Origin of the sequence: Thermococcus kodakarensis KOD1, from assembly GCF_000009965.1 — an archaeon.
Taxonomy (GTDB): Archaea; Methanobacteriota_B; Thermococci; order Thermococcales; family Thermococcaceae; genus Thermococcus; species Thermococcus kodakarensis.
Genome location: NC_006624.1, coordinates 1020715 through 1035485 on the forward strand (window position 1 = coordinate 1020715; position 14771 = coordinate 1035485).

At 52.2% G+C, this 14771-nt stretch carries 19 protein-coding genes; 7 read left to right on the top strand and 12 right to left on the bottom strand.

The genetic code is table 11. From position 1 onward, the window contains the following. Positions 1 to 51: 51 nt before the first annotated feature. Positions 52 to 201, bottom strand: coding sequence for a hypothetical protein (locus tag TK_RS12115; RefSeq protein WP_011250110.1), 150 nt, complete (start codon positions 199 to 201; stop codon positions 52 to 54). 245 nt (positions 202 to 446) lie between these two features. Between TK_RS12115 and TK_RS11915 the strand changes: the two genes are divergently transcribed. After that, positions 447 to 848 (top strand): hypothetical protein, encoded by a 402-nt coding sequence (locus TK_RS11915; protein ID WP_011250111.1) that lies wholly within the window; start codon positions 447 to 449, stop codon positions 846 to 848. Continuing rightward, positions 751 to 1569: a dihydropteroate synthase gene (gene folP / locus TK_RS05715; protein WP_011250112.1), complete on the top strand. Its 819-nt coding sequence runs from the start codon at positions 751 to 753 to the stop codon at positions 1567 to 1569. The genes TK_RS11915 and folP overlap by 98 nt, the downstream gene beginning before the upstream one ends. On the opposite strand, the gene TK_RS05720 is transcribed toward folP, so the two are convergent. From TK_RS05720 to sppA, 3 genes are read right to left on the bottom strand one after another with little or no spacing between them, the layout of a single operon-like run. Continuing rightward, positions 1550 to 2542 (bottom strand): AI-2E family transporter, encoded by a 993-nt coding sequence (locus TK_RS05720; RefSeq protein WP_011250113.1) that lies wholly within the window; start codon positions 2540 to 2542, stop codon positions 1550 to 1552. The genes folP and TK_RS05720 overlap by 20 nt on opposite strands. Then, a complete protein-coding gene (locus tag TK_RS05725; RefSeq protein ID WP_011250114.1) occupies positions 2532 to 3011 on the bottom strand; it encodes a PH1570 family protein in 480 nt (159 codons plus the stop codon). The genes TK_RS05720 and TK_RS05725 overlap by 11 nt, the downstream gene beginning before the upstream one ends. After that, complete coding sequence (gene sppA, locus TK_RS05730) at positions 3012 to 4016, bottom strand: signal peptide peptidase SppA (RefSeq protein ID WP_011250115.1); 1005 nt, start codon at positions 4014 to 4016, stop codon at positions 3012 to 3014. It lies immediately after the preceding gene. 100 nt (positions 4017 to 4116) lie between these two features. Here sppA and TK_RS05735 point away from each other — a divergent pair, with 100 nt between their 5' ends. Next, positions 4117 to 4923, top strand: a complete 807-nt coding sequence (locus TK_RS05735; protein ID WP_011250116.1) for a sugar phosphate isomerase/epimerase family protein — start codon at positions 4117 to 4119, stop codon at positions 4921 to 4923. Here the strand turns inward: TK_RS05735 and TK_RS05740 are convergent. The 4 genes from TK_RS05740 to TK_RS05755 are packed head-to-tail and all read right to left on the bottom strand — an operon-like array spanning position 4913 to position 6810. After that, on the bottom strand, positions 4913 to 5314 hold the full coding sequence (locus tag TK_RS05740; RefSeq protein WP_011250117.1) for a ribonuclease III family protein: 402 nt from the start codon (positions 5312 to 5314) through the stop codon (positions 4913 to 4915). The genes TK_RS05735 and TK_RS05740 overlap by 11 nt on opposite strands. Beyond that, entirely contained in the window at positions 5314 to 5598 is a 285-nt protein-coding gene (locus TK_RS05745) for a DNA-directed RNA polymerase subunit L (RefSeq protein ID WP_011250118.1), read from the bottom strand. The genes TK_RS05740 and TK_RS05745 overlap by 1 nt, the downstream gene beginning before the upstream one ends. Further along, the gene (locus TK_RS05750) at positions 5588 to 6217 is read right to left on the bottom strand and encodes a DUF2067 family protein (protein WP_011250119.1); all 630 of its coding nucleotides are present in this window, start codon (positions 6215 to 6217) and stop codon (positions 5588 to 5590) included. Before TK_RS05750 ends, TK_RS05745 begins: the two co-directional genes overlap by 11 nt. Next, positions 6214 to 6810: an exosome complex RNA-binding protein Csl4 gene (locus TK_RS05755; protein WP_011250120.1), complete on the bottom strand. Its 597-nt coding sequence runs from the start codon at positions 6808 to 6810 to the stop codon at positions 6214 to 6216. The genes TK_RS05750 and TK_RS05755 overlap by 4 nt, the downstream gene beginning before the upstream one ends. Positions 6811 to 6908: 98 nt before the next feature. Here TK_RS05755 and TK_RS05760 point away from each other — a divergent pair, with 98 nt between their 5' ends. Continuing rightward, positions 6909 to 8789, top strand: a complete 1881-nt coding sequence (locus TK_RS05760) for a threonine--tRNA ligase (protein WP_011250121.1) — start codon at positions 6909 to 6911, stop codon at positions 8787 to 8789. On the opposite strand, the gene TK_RS05765 is transcribed toward TK_RS05760, so the two are convergent. The 4 genes from TK_RS05765 to TK_RS05780 all read right to left on the bottom strand — a co-directional run bounded on the left by TK_RS05765 (position 8748) and on the right by TK_RS05780 (position 11566). Further along, positions 8748 to 9305, bottom strand: a complete 558-nt coding sequence (locus tag TK_RS05765) for a hypothetical protein (protein ID WP_232500629.1) — start codon at positions 9303 to 9305, stop codon at positions 8748 to 8750. The two genes, TK_RS05760 and TK_RS05765, sit on opposite strands and share 42 nt — an antisense overlap. A 201-nt stretch (positions 9306 to 9506) precedes the next feature. Beyond that, complete coding sequence (locus TK_RS05770; protein WP_011250123.1) at positions 9507 to 10181, bottom strand: TBP-interacting protein; 675 nt, start codon at positions 10179 to 10181, stop codon at positions 9507 to 9509. Positions 10182 to 10243: 62 nt separating this feature from the next. Then, positions 10244 to 11038 (bottom strand): polyprenyl diphosphate synthase, encoded by a 795-nt coding sequence (gene uppS / locus TK_RS05775; RefSeq protein WP_011250124.1) that lies wholly within the window; start codon positions 11036 to 11038, stop codon positions 10244 to 10246. 6 nt (positions 11039 to 11044) lie between these two features. After that, on the bottom strand, positions 11045 to 11566 hold the full coding sequence (locus tag TK_RS05780) for a gamma carbonic anhydrase family protein (RefSeq protein WP_011250125.1): 522 nt from the start codon (positions 11564 to 11566) through the stop codon (positions 11045 to 11047). A gap of 70 nt (positions 11567 to 11636) precedes the next feature. On the opposite strand from TK_RS05780, the gene hjc reads away from it, so the two are divergent. The 3 genes from hjc (at position 11637) to TK_RS05795 (ending at position 14729) form a co-directional block, all read left to right on the top strand. Beyond that, positions 11637 to 12023 carry a Holliday junction resolvase Hjc gene (gene hjc / locus TK_RS05785; RefSeq protein ID WP_011250126.1) on the top strand — a complete coding sequence of 129 codons (387 nt, stop codon included), beginning with the start codon at positions 11637 to 11639 and terminating at the stop codon, positions 12021 to 12023. Then, positions 12024 to 13604: a COG1470 family protein gene (locus TK_RS05790; protein ID WP_011250127.1), complete on the top strand. Its 1581-nt coding sequence runs from the start codon at positions 12024 to 12026 to the stop codon at positions 13602 to 13604. 84 nt (positions 13605 to 13688) lie between these two features. Continuing rightward, complete coding sequence (locus TK_RS05795) at positions 13689 to 14729, top strand: lysyl aminopeptidase (protein ID WP_011250128.1); 1041 nt, start codon at positions 13689 to 13691, stop codon at positions 14727 to 14729. Positions 14730 to 14771: the final 42 nt, after the last annotated feature.

Here is a 14771-nt window from a genome sequence, read left to right on the forward strand (position 1 = left end):
ACTGCCTTTTTCTTTTGTTCTGATTTGAGCAATCGGAGGAGGGGAGGAGCGTCAGGCGACCCACTCAACCTCATAATCAACTGCCCTAAAGTCCCTCATCTTCTTTCTTGCTATTTCCTCTGCCTTCCCAGGGTCGTTGGTCACGACTATGACTTCCTCGGGGAGGGAATCGGTTCTGTAGTAAACGATCCTCGCGAGCATGATATCACCTCCAGTTAATCACTCCGAGTGAAAAGCATCAGTTTCAATTTAAAAGCCTTACTGAATAATAAAAGACATCAATGAACGAAAATTTTGCTGATTTTGGCAGGATGGATGTACATAAATGTAGTAATGGCTCAAGATGCACATCAGAAGAATCGAAGTAAAAACGTAATGATGCATAAATTAAAGAGCTTATGCAAAAATTTTTAAATTCTTCGATTTCTACTGAAAGACGTGGTACTATGAAAAATAAGAACAATGACCTAGAAATAATACTGAGCATGATAAACGTACTAATTGGAGCCTTTGGAATCATAACCATTCCTGCAATGGTCTCGCAGCTTTACCTGTATTATGTGCTAGAGAAAGGAGGAAGAGAGTTCACAAGAGAGGGCGTCCTCGGCGGATTTATAGCGCTCAACGGACTGCTGGCATTGGCGGTACGCTCGAATGATGGGATGTTCTCAGAGGTGGCAATCCTCGCGACTGCGATGGCAACCATCGCGTTTTTATTGTACGCGGTGCATCTTGAAGTGGTGTGGAACCATGAAGTTCGCGGGGATCAGCCTCAACGAGCCGAGGATAATGGGAGTGATAAACATCTCTCCAGAGAGCTTCTACAAGGGAAGCGTCAGAAACGATGAAGAAAAGCTGATAGAAACTGCTCTGAGAATGGTGGAAGAGGGAGCGAGCTTCATTGACATTGGGGCAAAGTCCACGGCTCCCTATCTAGAGACCCAGATACCGGTTGAAGAAGAGATTAGAAGGGCGGTCTGGGCAGTGAAAACGATCCGCAACCACGTTGACGTTCCCATAAGCATTGACACAACAAACGCGAAGGTCGCGGAAGAGGCCATAAAAGCTGGCGCTGATATAATCAACGACGTAACTGGCCTGAAAGGGGATCCCGAGATGCCCAAAGTCGCCGCTGACTACGGTACCCCCGTTGTCCTCTGCGCCCACGGTGAGGTAAGGAACCTCAGCGATCCGGTTCGCACCGTCATGGACTTCCTTCAGGAAAGCCTCAGGATAGCCGAAAGACACGGGATTGAAGACGTTGCAGTTGATCCTGCCATCGGCTTTCTACGCCCCGAATGGCCGCCGTGGTACGTCTGGGACTCAAAGGTCATAGCCAACCTCAACCTGCTTAAGTCCCTTGGGAAGCCAATTCTGGTAGGTGTCTCGAGAAAGTCTTTCATCGGTGCAATAACAGGAAGGCAAGACCCCTCGGAGAGACTGGCAGGTAGTCTATCTGCAACGGCCATAGCGGTGCTGAAAGGGGCAGACATAATACGCACCCATGATGTCAAGGAGACAATAGATACAGTTAAGGTCGCCAGCTTCATCAGGAAGTTCTCTCCTTGATTTCCTTCCACTCTTCTACGAGGGTCTTCAGAAGGCCGAGTGAGACGGGACCGATTATTATCCCAACGAACCCAAAGGCTATGTATCCGCCGATGAAACCCAGGAGGCTTATGATAGCGTTTACTCCCCACTTCAAACGGCTTATCTTATCCCTCAGCAGGATATCAGGAAGGGGCGAAACAAGGGAGAACCCAAGAACCGCCAGAAGGACACCTGAAAGGATGTGGCCCTGATTGATCAGATAGGCAACACCACCAACCCAAACGATCCAGCCGCCAACGACGGGAAGAAGCTCGATTACCACCGTTAGGATTCCAGCGGCAACGGCACCACCCACGTCAGAGATTCCGAAGACCCTGAAAAACAGGGCCATTAATATGCCCTTCCCAACACCGACGAGCAGCCAGCCCCTAAGAACTATGTGGAGCGTTTCTGCCCCACTGTCTATCAGTTTTCTGGCAAGGTCCCTGTTGGTTGGGGGAATTAAAGAGTAAACCTCCTGTTTTATGGCGTCGGCGTTCACAAGGATGCCGTAGAACGAGAACACAGTAACGATAACCTGCAGAAGCAGTGTGGGGAGTGAGTAGGTGTACCCAAGGACGTAGCTGTTAAACCTCTGGGAGATGCCGAGTGAAATTCTCTGGAGGACTTCGTAGGCGGATGGGGGCAGGTTTAAGCCAAGAAGCCAGCCAACAAAGGTGTCAACGTAGTTCGCCAGGGAGTATTTAACGTCGTTTATGAGGAGGGCGAAGCCAAAGACAAACAGAAGGGAAACCACTGTCAAAATCCCCGTTAGGGTAAGTGCCGACCACCGTCCCCCAATTTTTCCTTCAAGGCGCTCATGGACGGGATAGAGGATGTAGGCTGTAGTCGCGGCTATTATAATTGGTGAGAGAATTGGGCTGATCGTTTCCCACGTCAGGTAAAGAACCCCGAGGGAGACGGCAACCCACACTGCAGTTTCAACTCTCATCAAGCATCCCCATGTATTTCAGTATCAGTTCTCTTACCGAGGGCTTGTTGAAAATGAACAGGTAACCCCGCTCATCGAGTATGAAGTTCTTCCCAAGGGCGAGGAGGCCCTTTCCAAGCTTTGCAACCTCGGCCTTTTCAAAGTCTATGAGCTCTTTAACCTCCGCAGGAGCATCTATCTCAGAGAGGACTTTTTCGAGCCTGTTGAGGATGCTCTGGTTAAGGAACTTCACGGGGGCAAGGCGAGGTTCTTCACCGCGTATCTCCGAGGCATCCATATAGATTCCCCAGAACTCCTTGGCACATTCAAAGGGATAGACGTAGTCTTCTCCGTAGTCAGGGAGATAGAGCTCGCGTATAACTGCGAGGAGAAGCCTCCTGGCGTCCTTTCCATAGTACTCTATCCTGAGGTTGAACTTCCCGTCCTCAAAGCCGTTTTCAAACACCTCAAGCTTCTCCTCGCACAGCATTCAACCACCCCCAATGAGGGGAGTGAGGTAGCGAGGGTCTATGTAGAGGGCAGTGCTCCCGTAGACCCCAAACTCCTCGGGGGTCTCAAGGTCCTTGTACACCACAACCTTTGCACCGCTAACGTTCATTAACTTTTCGAGGACATCTATGGCAGTGTCCATACCCCCAAGCTCGTCGACGAGGGCTCCAGTAACGTTCTCAGCGAACCACGTCTCTCCTGTTGAGAAGTTTTTGACTTCATCAATGGTCATGTTGCGCCCCTCGCTCACTGCGCTGATAAACGCCTGGAAGTAAGTGTTCACCATCTCCGTTATCTTCTCGCGTTCTTCTGGCGTTAAATCTCTCCACTCGGCCCCCATGTCCTTGTGTTTACCAGTTTTGAATACATTTACCTTTATCCCATTCATCTCGTAGTTCTTCTCCAGGTCGTAGTGAACGTAGATAACTCCGATGCTTCCGACCTCAGCCAGCGGGCTGGCCACTATCTTCTGAGCCCCAACTGCTATGTAGTATCCCCCTGATGCTATGATATCCCCGCTGTAAGCGACGACTGGTTTAACTAAAGACAACTTTTTGATTTCGGAGTGTATGTTAATAACAGGCCCAACTACGCCACCGGGACTTTCAATCCAGAGGAGAACCCCACCAACGGACTCGTTCATGGCCAGGTTCCTCAAAAGCGGGATGACCTGGAGGGCCGTGTAGTCGTCTATGATTCCAAATATTGGAACCACGGCGATGGTTGTGCCGCCCTGGTTAGATGAAACGAGTCTCTGCAGGAAAGCGATTTGATCCCTCAGCTCGGCAACTTCGGTGCTGGTAGTGTTAACACTGCCTTCACACACGAGCGTAAAGTTTGAGGGAGTTTCTATGACAAAGCCCGTTTGATTGGCAGGAACAGCGGGGGGATTGACCTGGTAGTAGAGAACCGCGACGCTCACGATTGATAGGGCCAGCAGAAGCGTTAGAACGGCCGAGACGTACTTCCATATCCGATCGTCCATTTTCCCACCCTCAAGTTGTGCACGCGTGAACTTTTAAACCTGTCCCAGAACGGACAAACTTTTATATCCATTCTGGCGACTTCAGAGTTAGGTGATACCCGTGGAGATAGGAGTGACCATCTACCCGCACTTCATCACAAAGGACAAGAGCCTCGCATCGATTCTGGCGGACATAAAAATCAAGGACTACGACTTCGTTTCACTGTTCCCGCACACTCTAGGCCTGATAAAGAACGGTGTTGTAGTTGAGAAGAAGCTCCGCAGCCTTGAAACCACCCTCAAAGGAGTGGGAATAAACTACATCATCAGGATGCCCACCTCAATGAACCTCAGGGACCACGTCTACCACAGCAGGCACTTCAGGGTGGCAAGGGCGGTTGCAGACGTAGCCATAAAGCTCGGTGCAAAGGTCATCGTCATGCAGAGCGGAAAAACTGGAAGGCTGGACCTCGAAATAGAGGCCCTTCAGAGCCTCGCCGACATGCTGAAGCCCTTCGACATCAAGATAGCCCTTGAGAACACCTTCAGCGTCAAGGACACGCTCTACGTCGTCGAAAACGTGAACAGGGACAACGTTGGCTTTGCCCTTGATGTTGCCCACGCATTCTTGAGCGCCCAGGGCAACGAGGAGAAGCTCCTCGACGACGTCAAGCTCGGAACGGACAAAACGATAATCCTCATGGTGCACGACAACTTTGGAAAGCTCTTCCCGCAGGTCGAGCCGGAGGATGCCCTGGCGTACGGAGTCGGTGACCTCCACCTCCTTCCTGGAGAAGGCAAGATACCCTTCGGAAAGGTTCTGAAGCTCTTCGGCGACGTGCCGATACTCCTGAAGGTCAAAGACCCCGAGAAGTTCCCGAAGATACCGACGAAGCAGGGTCTCATAGACCTGCTCCTCAGTCTTTGAGTCCAAGTCTCTTTCCTATTTCTTCGTACAGGACGGCAAAGGCCTTTCCTATTGTCTCTTTCTTTCTCGTGAAGTGCGTGACGTCATCATCGAGGTTCTGGCTGAGTATCTCAACTGCCTCCTCGATTGTTATCTTCTTCTCCAGCCAGGCGTAGGCAAAGAGGGCCTCGGCAATGTCTCCCTTGCCGTGTTTGTCCGTTCTGGGGGGTATGATGTGCCTGAGTCCTGCCATCTCAAGCGCGATGGCGAGGGATGCGTTTGGAACCCGCTCTCCCGTGGGCTTACCGAGGTACTCACTTAAGGCAAGAGAAAAGACGAGGTTGATGAGGGAGTCGCCGAGCTTGGCGAGCCCCTTGTCGGTGAAGTCCCTCGTGTAGGAGATCAACTCCATCACTCTATAGCCGCTTTCCAGGCCTCAAGGACTTCTCTGGCCCTGTCAAATATCTTCTGCGCCGCCTCTTCGAGGGCCTTCTCGGGCGTTATTTTTCCGTCGGTAACGACCTTGAAGCGCGGCTTCCTGGCCATCGTTATCGGGTGCTCGATGGTGTATCCTGCAAAGGTAACGTGCTCGTTCTCGTGGAGGGTCTCGGTGAGCAGGTTGGCAAAGGTGTGATCCTCTCCCTCAAGATAGAACTCAAGGAGGTTCTCTTCACGCCTTATGACCTCAATCCTCATTCTCATCACCTTCAAGGGCTTTCAGCAACTCTTCAAGCGCCTGCTCCTTGTTCTTCACGAGTTCGTATTTAAACTTATCTTCCTTCCACTCGGCCAGACCCAGCTCAACGAGCCTCTCAAGAACTTCCTCGGGGTCAAGGTCGTAGGCTATTGCAACGGGCAGGACGACCTCCCTTATCTGCCTGGTCGTCTGAAGGGCTATCTCCGCTAAAGCCTCTCCGAGGCGGGAAGTTACTTCCACAGCCTCCTCCCAGGGCATTGAGGTAACAATCTCGTCGTCCTTTAGCTCAACCCTTTCGCCTAAGAGCTCAAGGGTTTTGACGATTATGGGAGTTGAGACGCTGGTTCCAGCCTCCCGGAGCAGGTCGTCCACCTTGTAGCGGTAGAGACCCATTCTGTCGGGATAGAGCTTTGCCCTGACCCTCGTGTGGATTTCTCGTATCTTCTGAATGGCCTCCCTGATCTCGTCCTTCGTGCCCTGGACGTTTATCTTGAGCGAGTCCAGCTTGCCGTGAACGTAGATGAACGCTGGAAGACGGAGCCTCTGGAGTTCCCTCATGAACTCCTCCTTCTCCCTGTCGTCCCTAACGTGGATCGTTATAACCCTCTTGGCCCTCATAGAGACACCTTCAGTTTTCTATACAGTGATGAAAGCTTTCTCGTCTCGACGTTTCCACAGCGCGGGCAGATAAGCTTGTCGCCGCGCCTTATCAGCGGCGTCCTGCAGCGGGAGCAGAGGGCATAGACGACACCCAGATCAGGACCCTTCGTACTCAGCTGTATCGGACTCTTCTCGTTGGCGATTACCCTCGCCCTTATTACGTCCCCAATCTTAAACTCCTTGGTGATGTCCTCGACGAAGCCCTCCTTTATCTCGGAGATGTGTATCCCTGCTAGCTTTGAAGTGGCTATCTCCCTGTCGTTCTCCCTGCCCTCAATGCTGATGATCTGGACTATTACGGCCTGAGGCTTCACCTCAACGACCCTACCTATGACCACGTCTCCAACCCTGGGAAGCGGCGGGACGTCGGTTACGGGTTCAACGCTTATCTCCATTTTGTCGGAGTCTATTCTTACTTTACCAGCCCTAGTGGCGTAAAGCTCACCGTTCTCCTCCCTGACACCATCTCCAGGAAGGAACTCCTCGATAACACCAAGATAATCCCCGGGCAGTACGAGGTCGCCGTTCTTCACGGTCTTTTTCTCATCCATCCTCCCACCTCCGAAAAGTTTCCAGCGAGGATTTTTTAAGCCTTCCCTTTGGGAAAACTTTTAGTAATCTGCCGACGATGTCTTGGTGGTGGTTAAGAATGAGAATGCTCCTTATACACTCGGACTACCTCGAGTACGAGGTCAAGGACAAGGCCCTGAAGAACCCAGAGCCTATAAGCGACGAGCAGAAGACGGGAAGGCTCGACGAGGTTCTGGCGGTCTTTATCAGCGTTGAGAAGGTTGATGAGACAAACCCCGACGAAGTTGTCGAGAAGGCCGTTAAGGAGATAGAGGACGTTGCTTCCCAGATAAAGGCCGAAAGGATATTCGTCTATCCATTTGCCCACCTCAGCAGTGAGCTCGCCAAGCCTGACGTAGCCCTCGAAGTTCTCCGCAAGATCGAGGAAAAACTGAGGGAGAAGGGCTACGAGGTCAAGCGCGCTCCCTTCGGCTACTACAAGGCCTTCAAGTTAAGCTGCAAGGGACACCCGCTTGCTGAGCTCAGCAGGACGATAGTTCCGGAGAAAGCGGTAAGCAAGGAGGAGCGCAACATAGCCCTCGAAAAGGAGGAGAAGGAGCTCAAGAGCTACTGGTACATCCTCACGCCCGAAGGCGAGCTGATTGACGTTGACAAGTTCGATTTCACCGGCCACGAGAACCTGAAGAAGTTCGTGAACTACGAGATAGCCAAGAACAGGGTCGCCGATAGGGAGCCGCCCCACGTCAGGCTCATGCTTGAGCAGGAGCTTGTGGACTACGAGCCGGGAAGCGACGCCGGAAACCTCCGCTACTATCCAAAGGGCAGGCTCATAAAATCACTCCTGGAGCAGTACGTCACCGAGAAGGTCATCGAGTACGGTGCTATGGAAGTCGAGACGCCGATCATGTACGACTTCGAGCACCCTGCGCTTGAGAAGTACCTGAATCGCTTCCCCGCCAGGCAGTACGTCGTCAAGAGCGGGGACAAGAAGTTCTTCCTCAGGTTTGCGGCCTGCTTCGGCCAGTTCCTCATAAAGAAGGACGCCACGATAAGCTACCGCAACCTCCCGCTGAGGATGTACGAGCTGACGAGGTACTCCTTCAGGCGCGAGAAGAGCGGTGAGCTTTCTGGCCTCAGGAGGCTCAGGGCCTTCACGATGCCCGATATGCACACGGTAGCTAGAGACCTCAAGCAGGCCATGGACGAGTTCAAGAAGCAGTACAAGCTCAGCATGGAAGTCCTCAAGGGCGTTGGACTAACTCCAGAGGATTACGAGGTTGCAATAAGGTTCACGCGCGACTTCTGGGAGCAGAACAGGGACTTCATCGTCGAGCTGGCCAAGATAATAGGCAAGCCCGTCCTCATCGAGATGTGGGACCAGAGGTTCTTCTACTTCATCCTCAAGTTCGAGTTCAACTTCGTTGACAACCTCGACAAGGCTGCAGCTCTGAGCACCGTCCAGATAGACGTCGAGAACGCCGAGCGCTTCGGCATAAAGTACTACGACGAGGAGGGCAAGGAGAGAACCCCGCTCATACTCCACTGCTCGCCTAGCGGAGCAATCGAGAGGGTCATGTACGCTATCCTCGAGAAGCAGGCCAAGCTCCAGGAGAAGGGCATCAAACCGATGTACCCGCTCTGGCTCAGCCCGATACAGGTTCGCGTTATCCCGGTCAGCGACGAGGTAATGGACTACGCCCTCTACGTGGCAGGTAAGCTCGAGGGCGCCAAGATAAGGGTTGACGTGGACGACACGGGCGACAGGCTCAACAAGAAGATAAGGAAGGCGGAGAAGGAGTGGATTCCGTACATCATCGTCGTTGGAAGGAACGAGAAGGAGCAGAACACCGTCACCGTCAGAAGGAGGAGCGACGGAAGGCAGGTCGAGATGCAGCTCGAAGACCTGATCAGGGAGATAAAGGGGCAGACAGAGGGGTTCCCGTACAAGCCGAGGCCCCTACCACTGCTCCTCAGCAGAAGGCCGAAGTTCAGAGGTTGAGAGCTTTTCGAGGTGTATCCTTTCTTCTCCCTTTCTGATTTCCAGGGAGTACACGCCCGGTTCAAAGTCAATGTTCACGGATTTAACCGTATAGAGGAGTTCTCTTATGCCCTCTTCCGTGACTTTGGAGGAGACAAAAATAGCGTAGTCACTAAGGCTAACTGTCCATGCCAGGAAGCTCCTGCTCACCACGTCCGAGTTCAGGGCTATCAATAGCACGGACTCGGGAGTTGTAACGCTCTTCTCGGCTATTGTCTGGTTCAGCAACTTTATTGTCCTGCCCTCGTCAAACATTACGGCCACACCATCGAGGGTGTATATCATCCTGAACAGTCTCGGGCCTTTCTCCTCCACGAGCTTTGAGTAGATTGCATCTATTTTTGGATTAATGGTCTCCGGCTCGGCACTGTCCAAGTAGAAAACCCCAGGAAGCTCTACATGAACCGGTGAGTACCTGGAACCGAAGACATCAATCACGGCCATTCTACCTTTTTTTAGCTCCTTCATCATGTCCAAGCCAACGCTCCTGGCTCGGCGGACGAGGCCGCTGAAAGAACTGCTGTAGTTGGAGATTACCGGAAAATAACCCATTTCGAGAGAATGCCTCAAAAAGGAGAAAGGGGATCTGCCAAGCGGAGGAGTATGTGTCGTATATTACCGATACCACGGAGCCGGCGAGAGTTTCTGCGTTGAGGGCGTCTAGTATGGCCCTCATGATTATCCTCCCTGGTGTCCTCCGGAGAGGACTTCCTTTATGAACTCCCTGGCCTCGCTGCTGAACTTATCCATGGGCACTTCCCCGCCGAACTTATCGAAGACCTTGCCCTCCCTGAAGTTCAGCTCAAAGACCTCATAGTGTTCCTCGCTCTTCTCGTGGAGCTTGATGCCGTGTTCCCTGAGGTGGGCTTCAAGGTTCTCGATGTCAACGTACTTTCCGCACTCCTCGCACTTGTAGAACTGCCAGAAGATGTAGTCCTGACCGGCGAGGGCGTTGTTCTTTATGTGGTTCACGAGCGCGGCGCCGAGATACTCATAAACGTCCTCCTGGACGAGCTTCCCGTTATCTTCAACGACCTTAAAGCCGCTCCAGACTATGTGGTCGTTTATATCAGCGAGAGTGGCCTTGAGGTAGCGGTATGTGAGGACAAAGCTGCCGTTCTTGATGTAGAAAACTCCGTTGTCTGGAATAGCCACGATGTGAATTCCATTGACGTCCTTTCCTGCGAGTGAGTCTGCCTCCTCCCTGTTCTTTGCGACGTCTATGACTACCTTAACGTTGCTCTTCTTGTGAATCCCGGTTATCGTGCTCCCCTCTATCTCCCAGTGGTAGTCGTCGAGATAGCGAACCTGCGTGTACACCTTCTTGGTTCCTGGACTCAGCTCAGCGTACATTCTCTCACCACCGGAGAAGGTTTGCTTCGAAGTTAATAAGCTTTAGCGGAAAAATTTAAAAACTACCTTCCAAAGCGCCGCTGTCTCTTCTGGAACTCACGGATTATCCTAAGAAAGTCTATCTTCCTGAACTCGGGAAAGTAAACGTCAACGAAGAAAAGCTCGCTGTAGGCGATCTGATAGAGGAGGAAGTTGCTTATTCTCACCTCGCCGCCAGTCCTGATGACGATGTCGGGATCGGGCATGTTGGGATAGTAGAGGTAGCGCTTTATGGCCTCCTCATCGATGTCCTCCGGCTTAATCTTTCCTTCAAGGACGTCCCTAACTATTTCCCTGACGGCGTCCGCTATCTCGCTCCTACCGCCGTATGCGAGGGCTATGTTGAGGTTGTAGTTGGAGTACTTTCTCGTTGCTCTCTCCGCCTCTTCAGCGGCCTTTCTCACGTTTTCGGGAAGCATGTCCTTCCTGCCGAGGACGTTCACCCTGATGCCGTAGCGATGAACCCTTTCATCCTGAACGAGTTCCTTGAACTTCTCCTCGAAGAGGTTCATGAGGGCCTCAACTTCCTCCTTTGAGCGCTTGAAGTTCTCGGTTGAGAAGGCATAGACAGTAAGCGTCCTTATGTTTAGCTCCCTGCACCACTCAAGGATTTCTTCGAGCTTCTTTGATCCGAATAGGTGGCCGTACCAGGGGGGCTTTTCAAGCTTCCTGGCCCACCTTCTGTTGCCGTCCATTATTATGGCAACGTGCTTAGGGATGTTCCCAGATTTAACCTTCTCCAGGAGGTAGCTTTCATAAGCGTCATAGACCGGCTTAAAAAGAATGTGAGGGATGTGGGAGACCAATCTGTATAGCATTTGCCCTCACTCTATCTTCTTCCTCTTGAGGTGCTTCTCCGCCAGCTCCATGTATATCTCGGCGTTTTTCTTCGTCCACTCAATTTCCTCCTCGCTGAGCTGCCTGACGACCTTTCCGGGAACGCCGACGACGAGGCTGTAGTCGGGTATCTCCTTGCCCGGCGGGACGAGGGCACCTGCACCGATTATGACGTGCTTTCCAATCTTCGCACCGTCGAGGATTATCGCACCCATACCTATTATCGTGTAGTCGTCAACGGTGGCACCGTGAACGACGGCGTTGTGGCCGATGGTGACGTACTTCCCTATCTTCGTCGGAAGGCCGTGAGATGTATGAATGCTGACGTTGTCCTGGACGTTGGAGCAGCAGCCGATGTATATCTGCTCTATGTCCCCGCGAAGAACGGCGGAGGGCCAAACGCTCGTTTTTTCCTCAAGAACAACGTCTCCAATTATTGAGGCGGTTTCATCAACAAAAGCCGTCGGGTGTATCTTGGGCTTTTTACCCTCTATCTCGTAAACCGGCATGAGTATCACCGAGTTATCCTCCCGGGGAGAGCTTATAAATGTAACCAGAGAATATCTGTGAGGGTGCGCAATGAGGTACAGACGCGGCGCCAGTGCGGAGAGGGAGCTTGTAAAGCTCCTCGAAAGTAAAGGATTCGCAGTCCTCCGTTCAGCGGGGAGCCACAAAATAGACCTGGTGGCCGGAAACGGGAAGGAATACCTCTGCATAGAGGTCAAGAGCACGAGGAGCAGGAAGCTCTACCTTCCCATCGAGGACGTTGAAAAGCTTGTTGAGTTTGCCGGACGTTTTGGCGGTAGGCCCGTCCTTGCGGTTAAATTCGTGAACGTAGGGTGGCGCTTTTACGGCCCCAATAGATTGGAGCACGGGGAGAAGAGCTATAAGATCGACCTCGAAACGCCTTTCATGACTCTTGATGGGCTCTTGGGGAAACAGAGAACCCTTGAGGGGGTGCTGTAGTTGAGGAAAAAGCCTGTTTTAGGACTGCTAATTTTACTAGTCATTCTGATGGGGATCAAACCTGTCTCCTCCGAAGGGAATGTGGGAGGGATTTCCCTCTCGATAACCGTTCTGAACAATGAGTTCACTGCCCTTCCAGGCGACACCCTTGTGATTCCATTTTCAATAAAGAACACGGGTAACACGACGATAACCAACATGACAGTCTACATAACGGGCCCCACGACTGGATTTCAATACAGCGGAAAGGCCATTCGGATACCCCTTCTTCCAAACGATACCTACAACGATACCCTAATTCTGAAAGTTCTGAACCAGGAACCTGGGCAGTATCTCCTTCGCATTATAGCTCGCGTTGGGGACCAGTACTTTGAGGCCCCGGTTATAGTTACCGTCAAGGCGCTCATCGACTACGACCTGACTATAACGGCCCAGGATAGATACATCTACGGCAGGTCAGTGGAAATCTACCTGACCCTGACTTCAAAGTCAAACACTGTGATATCTGGGAGAATAGGATACTACCTAGTTGGGAACAGGACAATAATTAACCAGACCACGATAACTTATGTAAAGCCCGACTCCCCCTGGGAAAAGAAGCTGGAGTTCAAAACACTGCCGCTCGGAAACTACACTGTGGTGCTCTGGGCGAACATGAGCGGAGTCTACAAGGAAGTTTCAAAGAATTTTGAAGTCTATAGGAGGGCGCTAAACTACTCAATCAGCTTTGAGCACGGTGCAATCCGGATTTTTGTCTACGACCGTTCCGGAAGGGGAGTTCCAGATATCACTGTCACTGTAAACGGAGTAGAACTAAAAACTGACCCCAACGGTGCGGTGACATACTCCGTGAGCACGCCTGGAGTATATCGGGTCACATTGAACCTTGATGGAAAAATCGTTTCAAAAGAACTGGTCGTAAAGTCCCTCCACATAAGCAGCATCCAGGAAGGGGAGAGGCTGATAGTTCAGGTCACCGATGGAAAGAAAGAGGTTCCCAACGTCACGGTAACTGTGGAGGGCCCCAAAGGGAAGGACTTTGGAATAACGAACTCCACTGGCTTTGCACTCTTCAACCTTTCAAAGGTTGGCTATGGGACACTAATTGTGAAGGCTGAAAGCGCATCGTATCTTCCCGCCGAGACAATCATCACCACTGTCAGCCCTCCCTCACCAACGAAAACATCAACCACGACGCCCAAAACCTCAAACACGATGACAACTATTCCAACCACTACGACTACCCAGTATCCCCCAACCAGCTCAGAACCCTCCAAAAAGTCGGGAATTAGTACAGAGACGGCCTTAATTCTCGTAATATCAGGCATTCTGCTAGCTGCGACCTCTTACTTCGCGCTTGCAATGCCCACAGTCCACGAGGAGACCCTCGACAGGTACTACTTCGTAAAAGTCCGTGCACCGCGCCTTAGACCCCTAAAGGACTACAAACTCGAGAGGCCTGTGAAAGCGGTAGAGGTTCGGGTCACTAAGGGTAAAGCGACGCTGAATGACGACGGAATAACCTGGGAGCTTGACCTTGAACCCGGGGAGGAGGCCTATCTTCAGGCCATTCTGGGCTGAAATTTTCTTTTCCCTATTTTTGGCAGCAAAGCTTATTAAGAAATTCGAAAACATTTAGACGGACATCTAAAGGAGGCGATTGAGATGGTTGACATAGAGTTGCTCAAGAGGGTTGTTGAAGCCCCTGGCGTTTCTGGATTTGAGTTCCTCGGCATAAGGGACGTCGTAATAGAGGCACTGAAGGACTACGTGGACGAGATAAAGGTCGACAAGCTCGGCAACGTCATAGCCCACAAGAAGGGGAACGGGCCAAAGGTCATGGTAGCGGCCCATATGGACAAGATCGGCCTCATGGTAAACCACATTGACAATGAAGGCTACCTCCACGTCGTCCCGATAGGGGGAGTTGACCCGAGGACGCTCGTGGCCCAGAGGATAAGGTTCTTCACCGACAAGGGCGAGCGCTACGGTGTCGTCGGACACATCCCACCCCACCTCCAGAAGCCTGAGGACAGAAAGAAGGCCGCCGACTGGGACACCATAGTGGTTGATGTCGGTGCAGACAGCAAGGAAGAGGCAGAGGAAATGGGCTTCCGCGTTGGAACCGTCGGCGAGTTCGCACCAGCCTTCACCAAGCTCACCGAGAACAGGATAGCCACCCCCTACCTTGACGACCGCGTCTGCCTCTACGCCATGATCGAGGCTGCCAGGGCACTTGAGAACCACGAGGCGGACATATACTTCGTCGCATCAGTCCAGGAGGAGGTCGGGCTGAGGGGAGCGCGCGTCGCTAGCTACGCAATAGACCCGGAGATCGGCATAGCGATGGACGTAACCTTCGCCAAGCAGGTCGGCGACAAGGGCAAGATCGTTCCAAAGCTCGGCGGCGGGCCAGTTATGGACGAGGTCGGCCCCAACATCCACCCCAAGGTCAGGCGCTTCGCCGATGAAGTCGCCAAGAAGTACGACATCCCGCTCCAGGTCGAGGCAAGCCCGAGGCCGACGGGAACCGACGCCAACATAATGCAGATCAACAGGGAGGGCGTGGCAACTGCAGTTCTCAGCATACCGATAAGGTACATGCACAGCCAGGTCGAAACGGCCGACCTCAGGGACATCGACCTTACCATAAAGTTCGCCAAGCACTTCCTCGAGGAGCTCAGGCCGATGGACCTAACCCCATGAGCAAAAGGTTTATTTCAACCTTTTCTTAATCTCTTTTTGGGT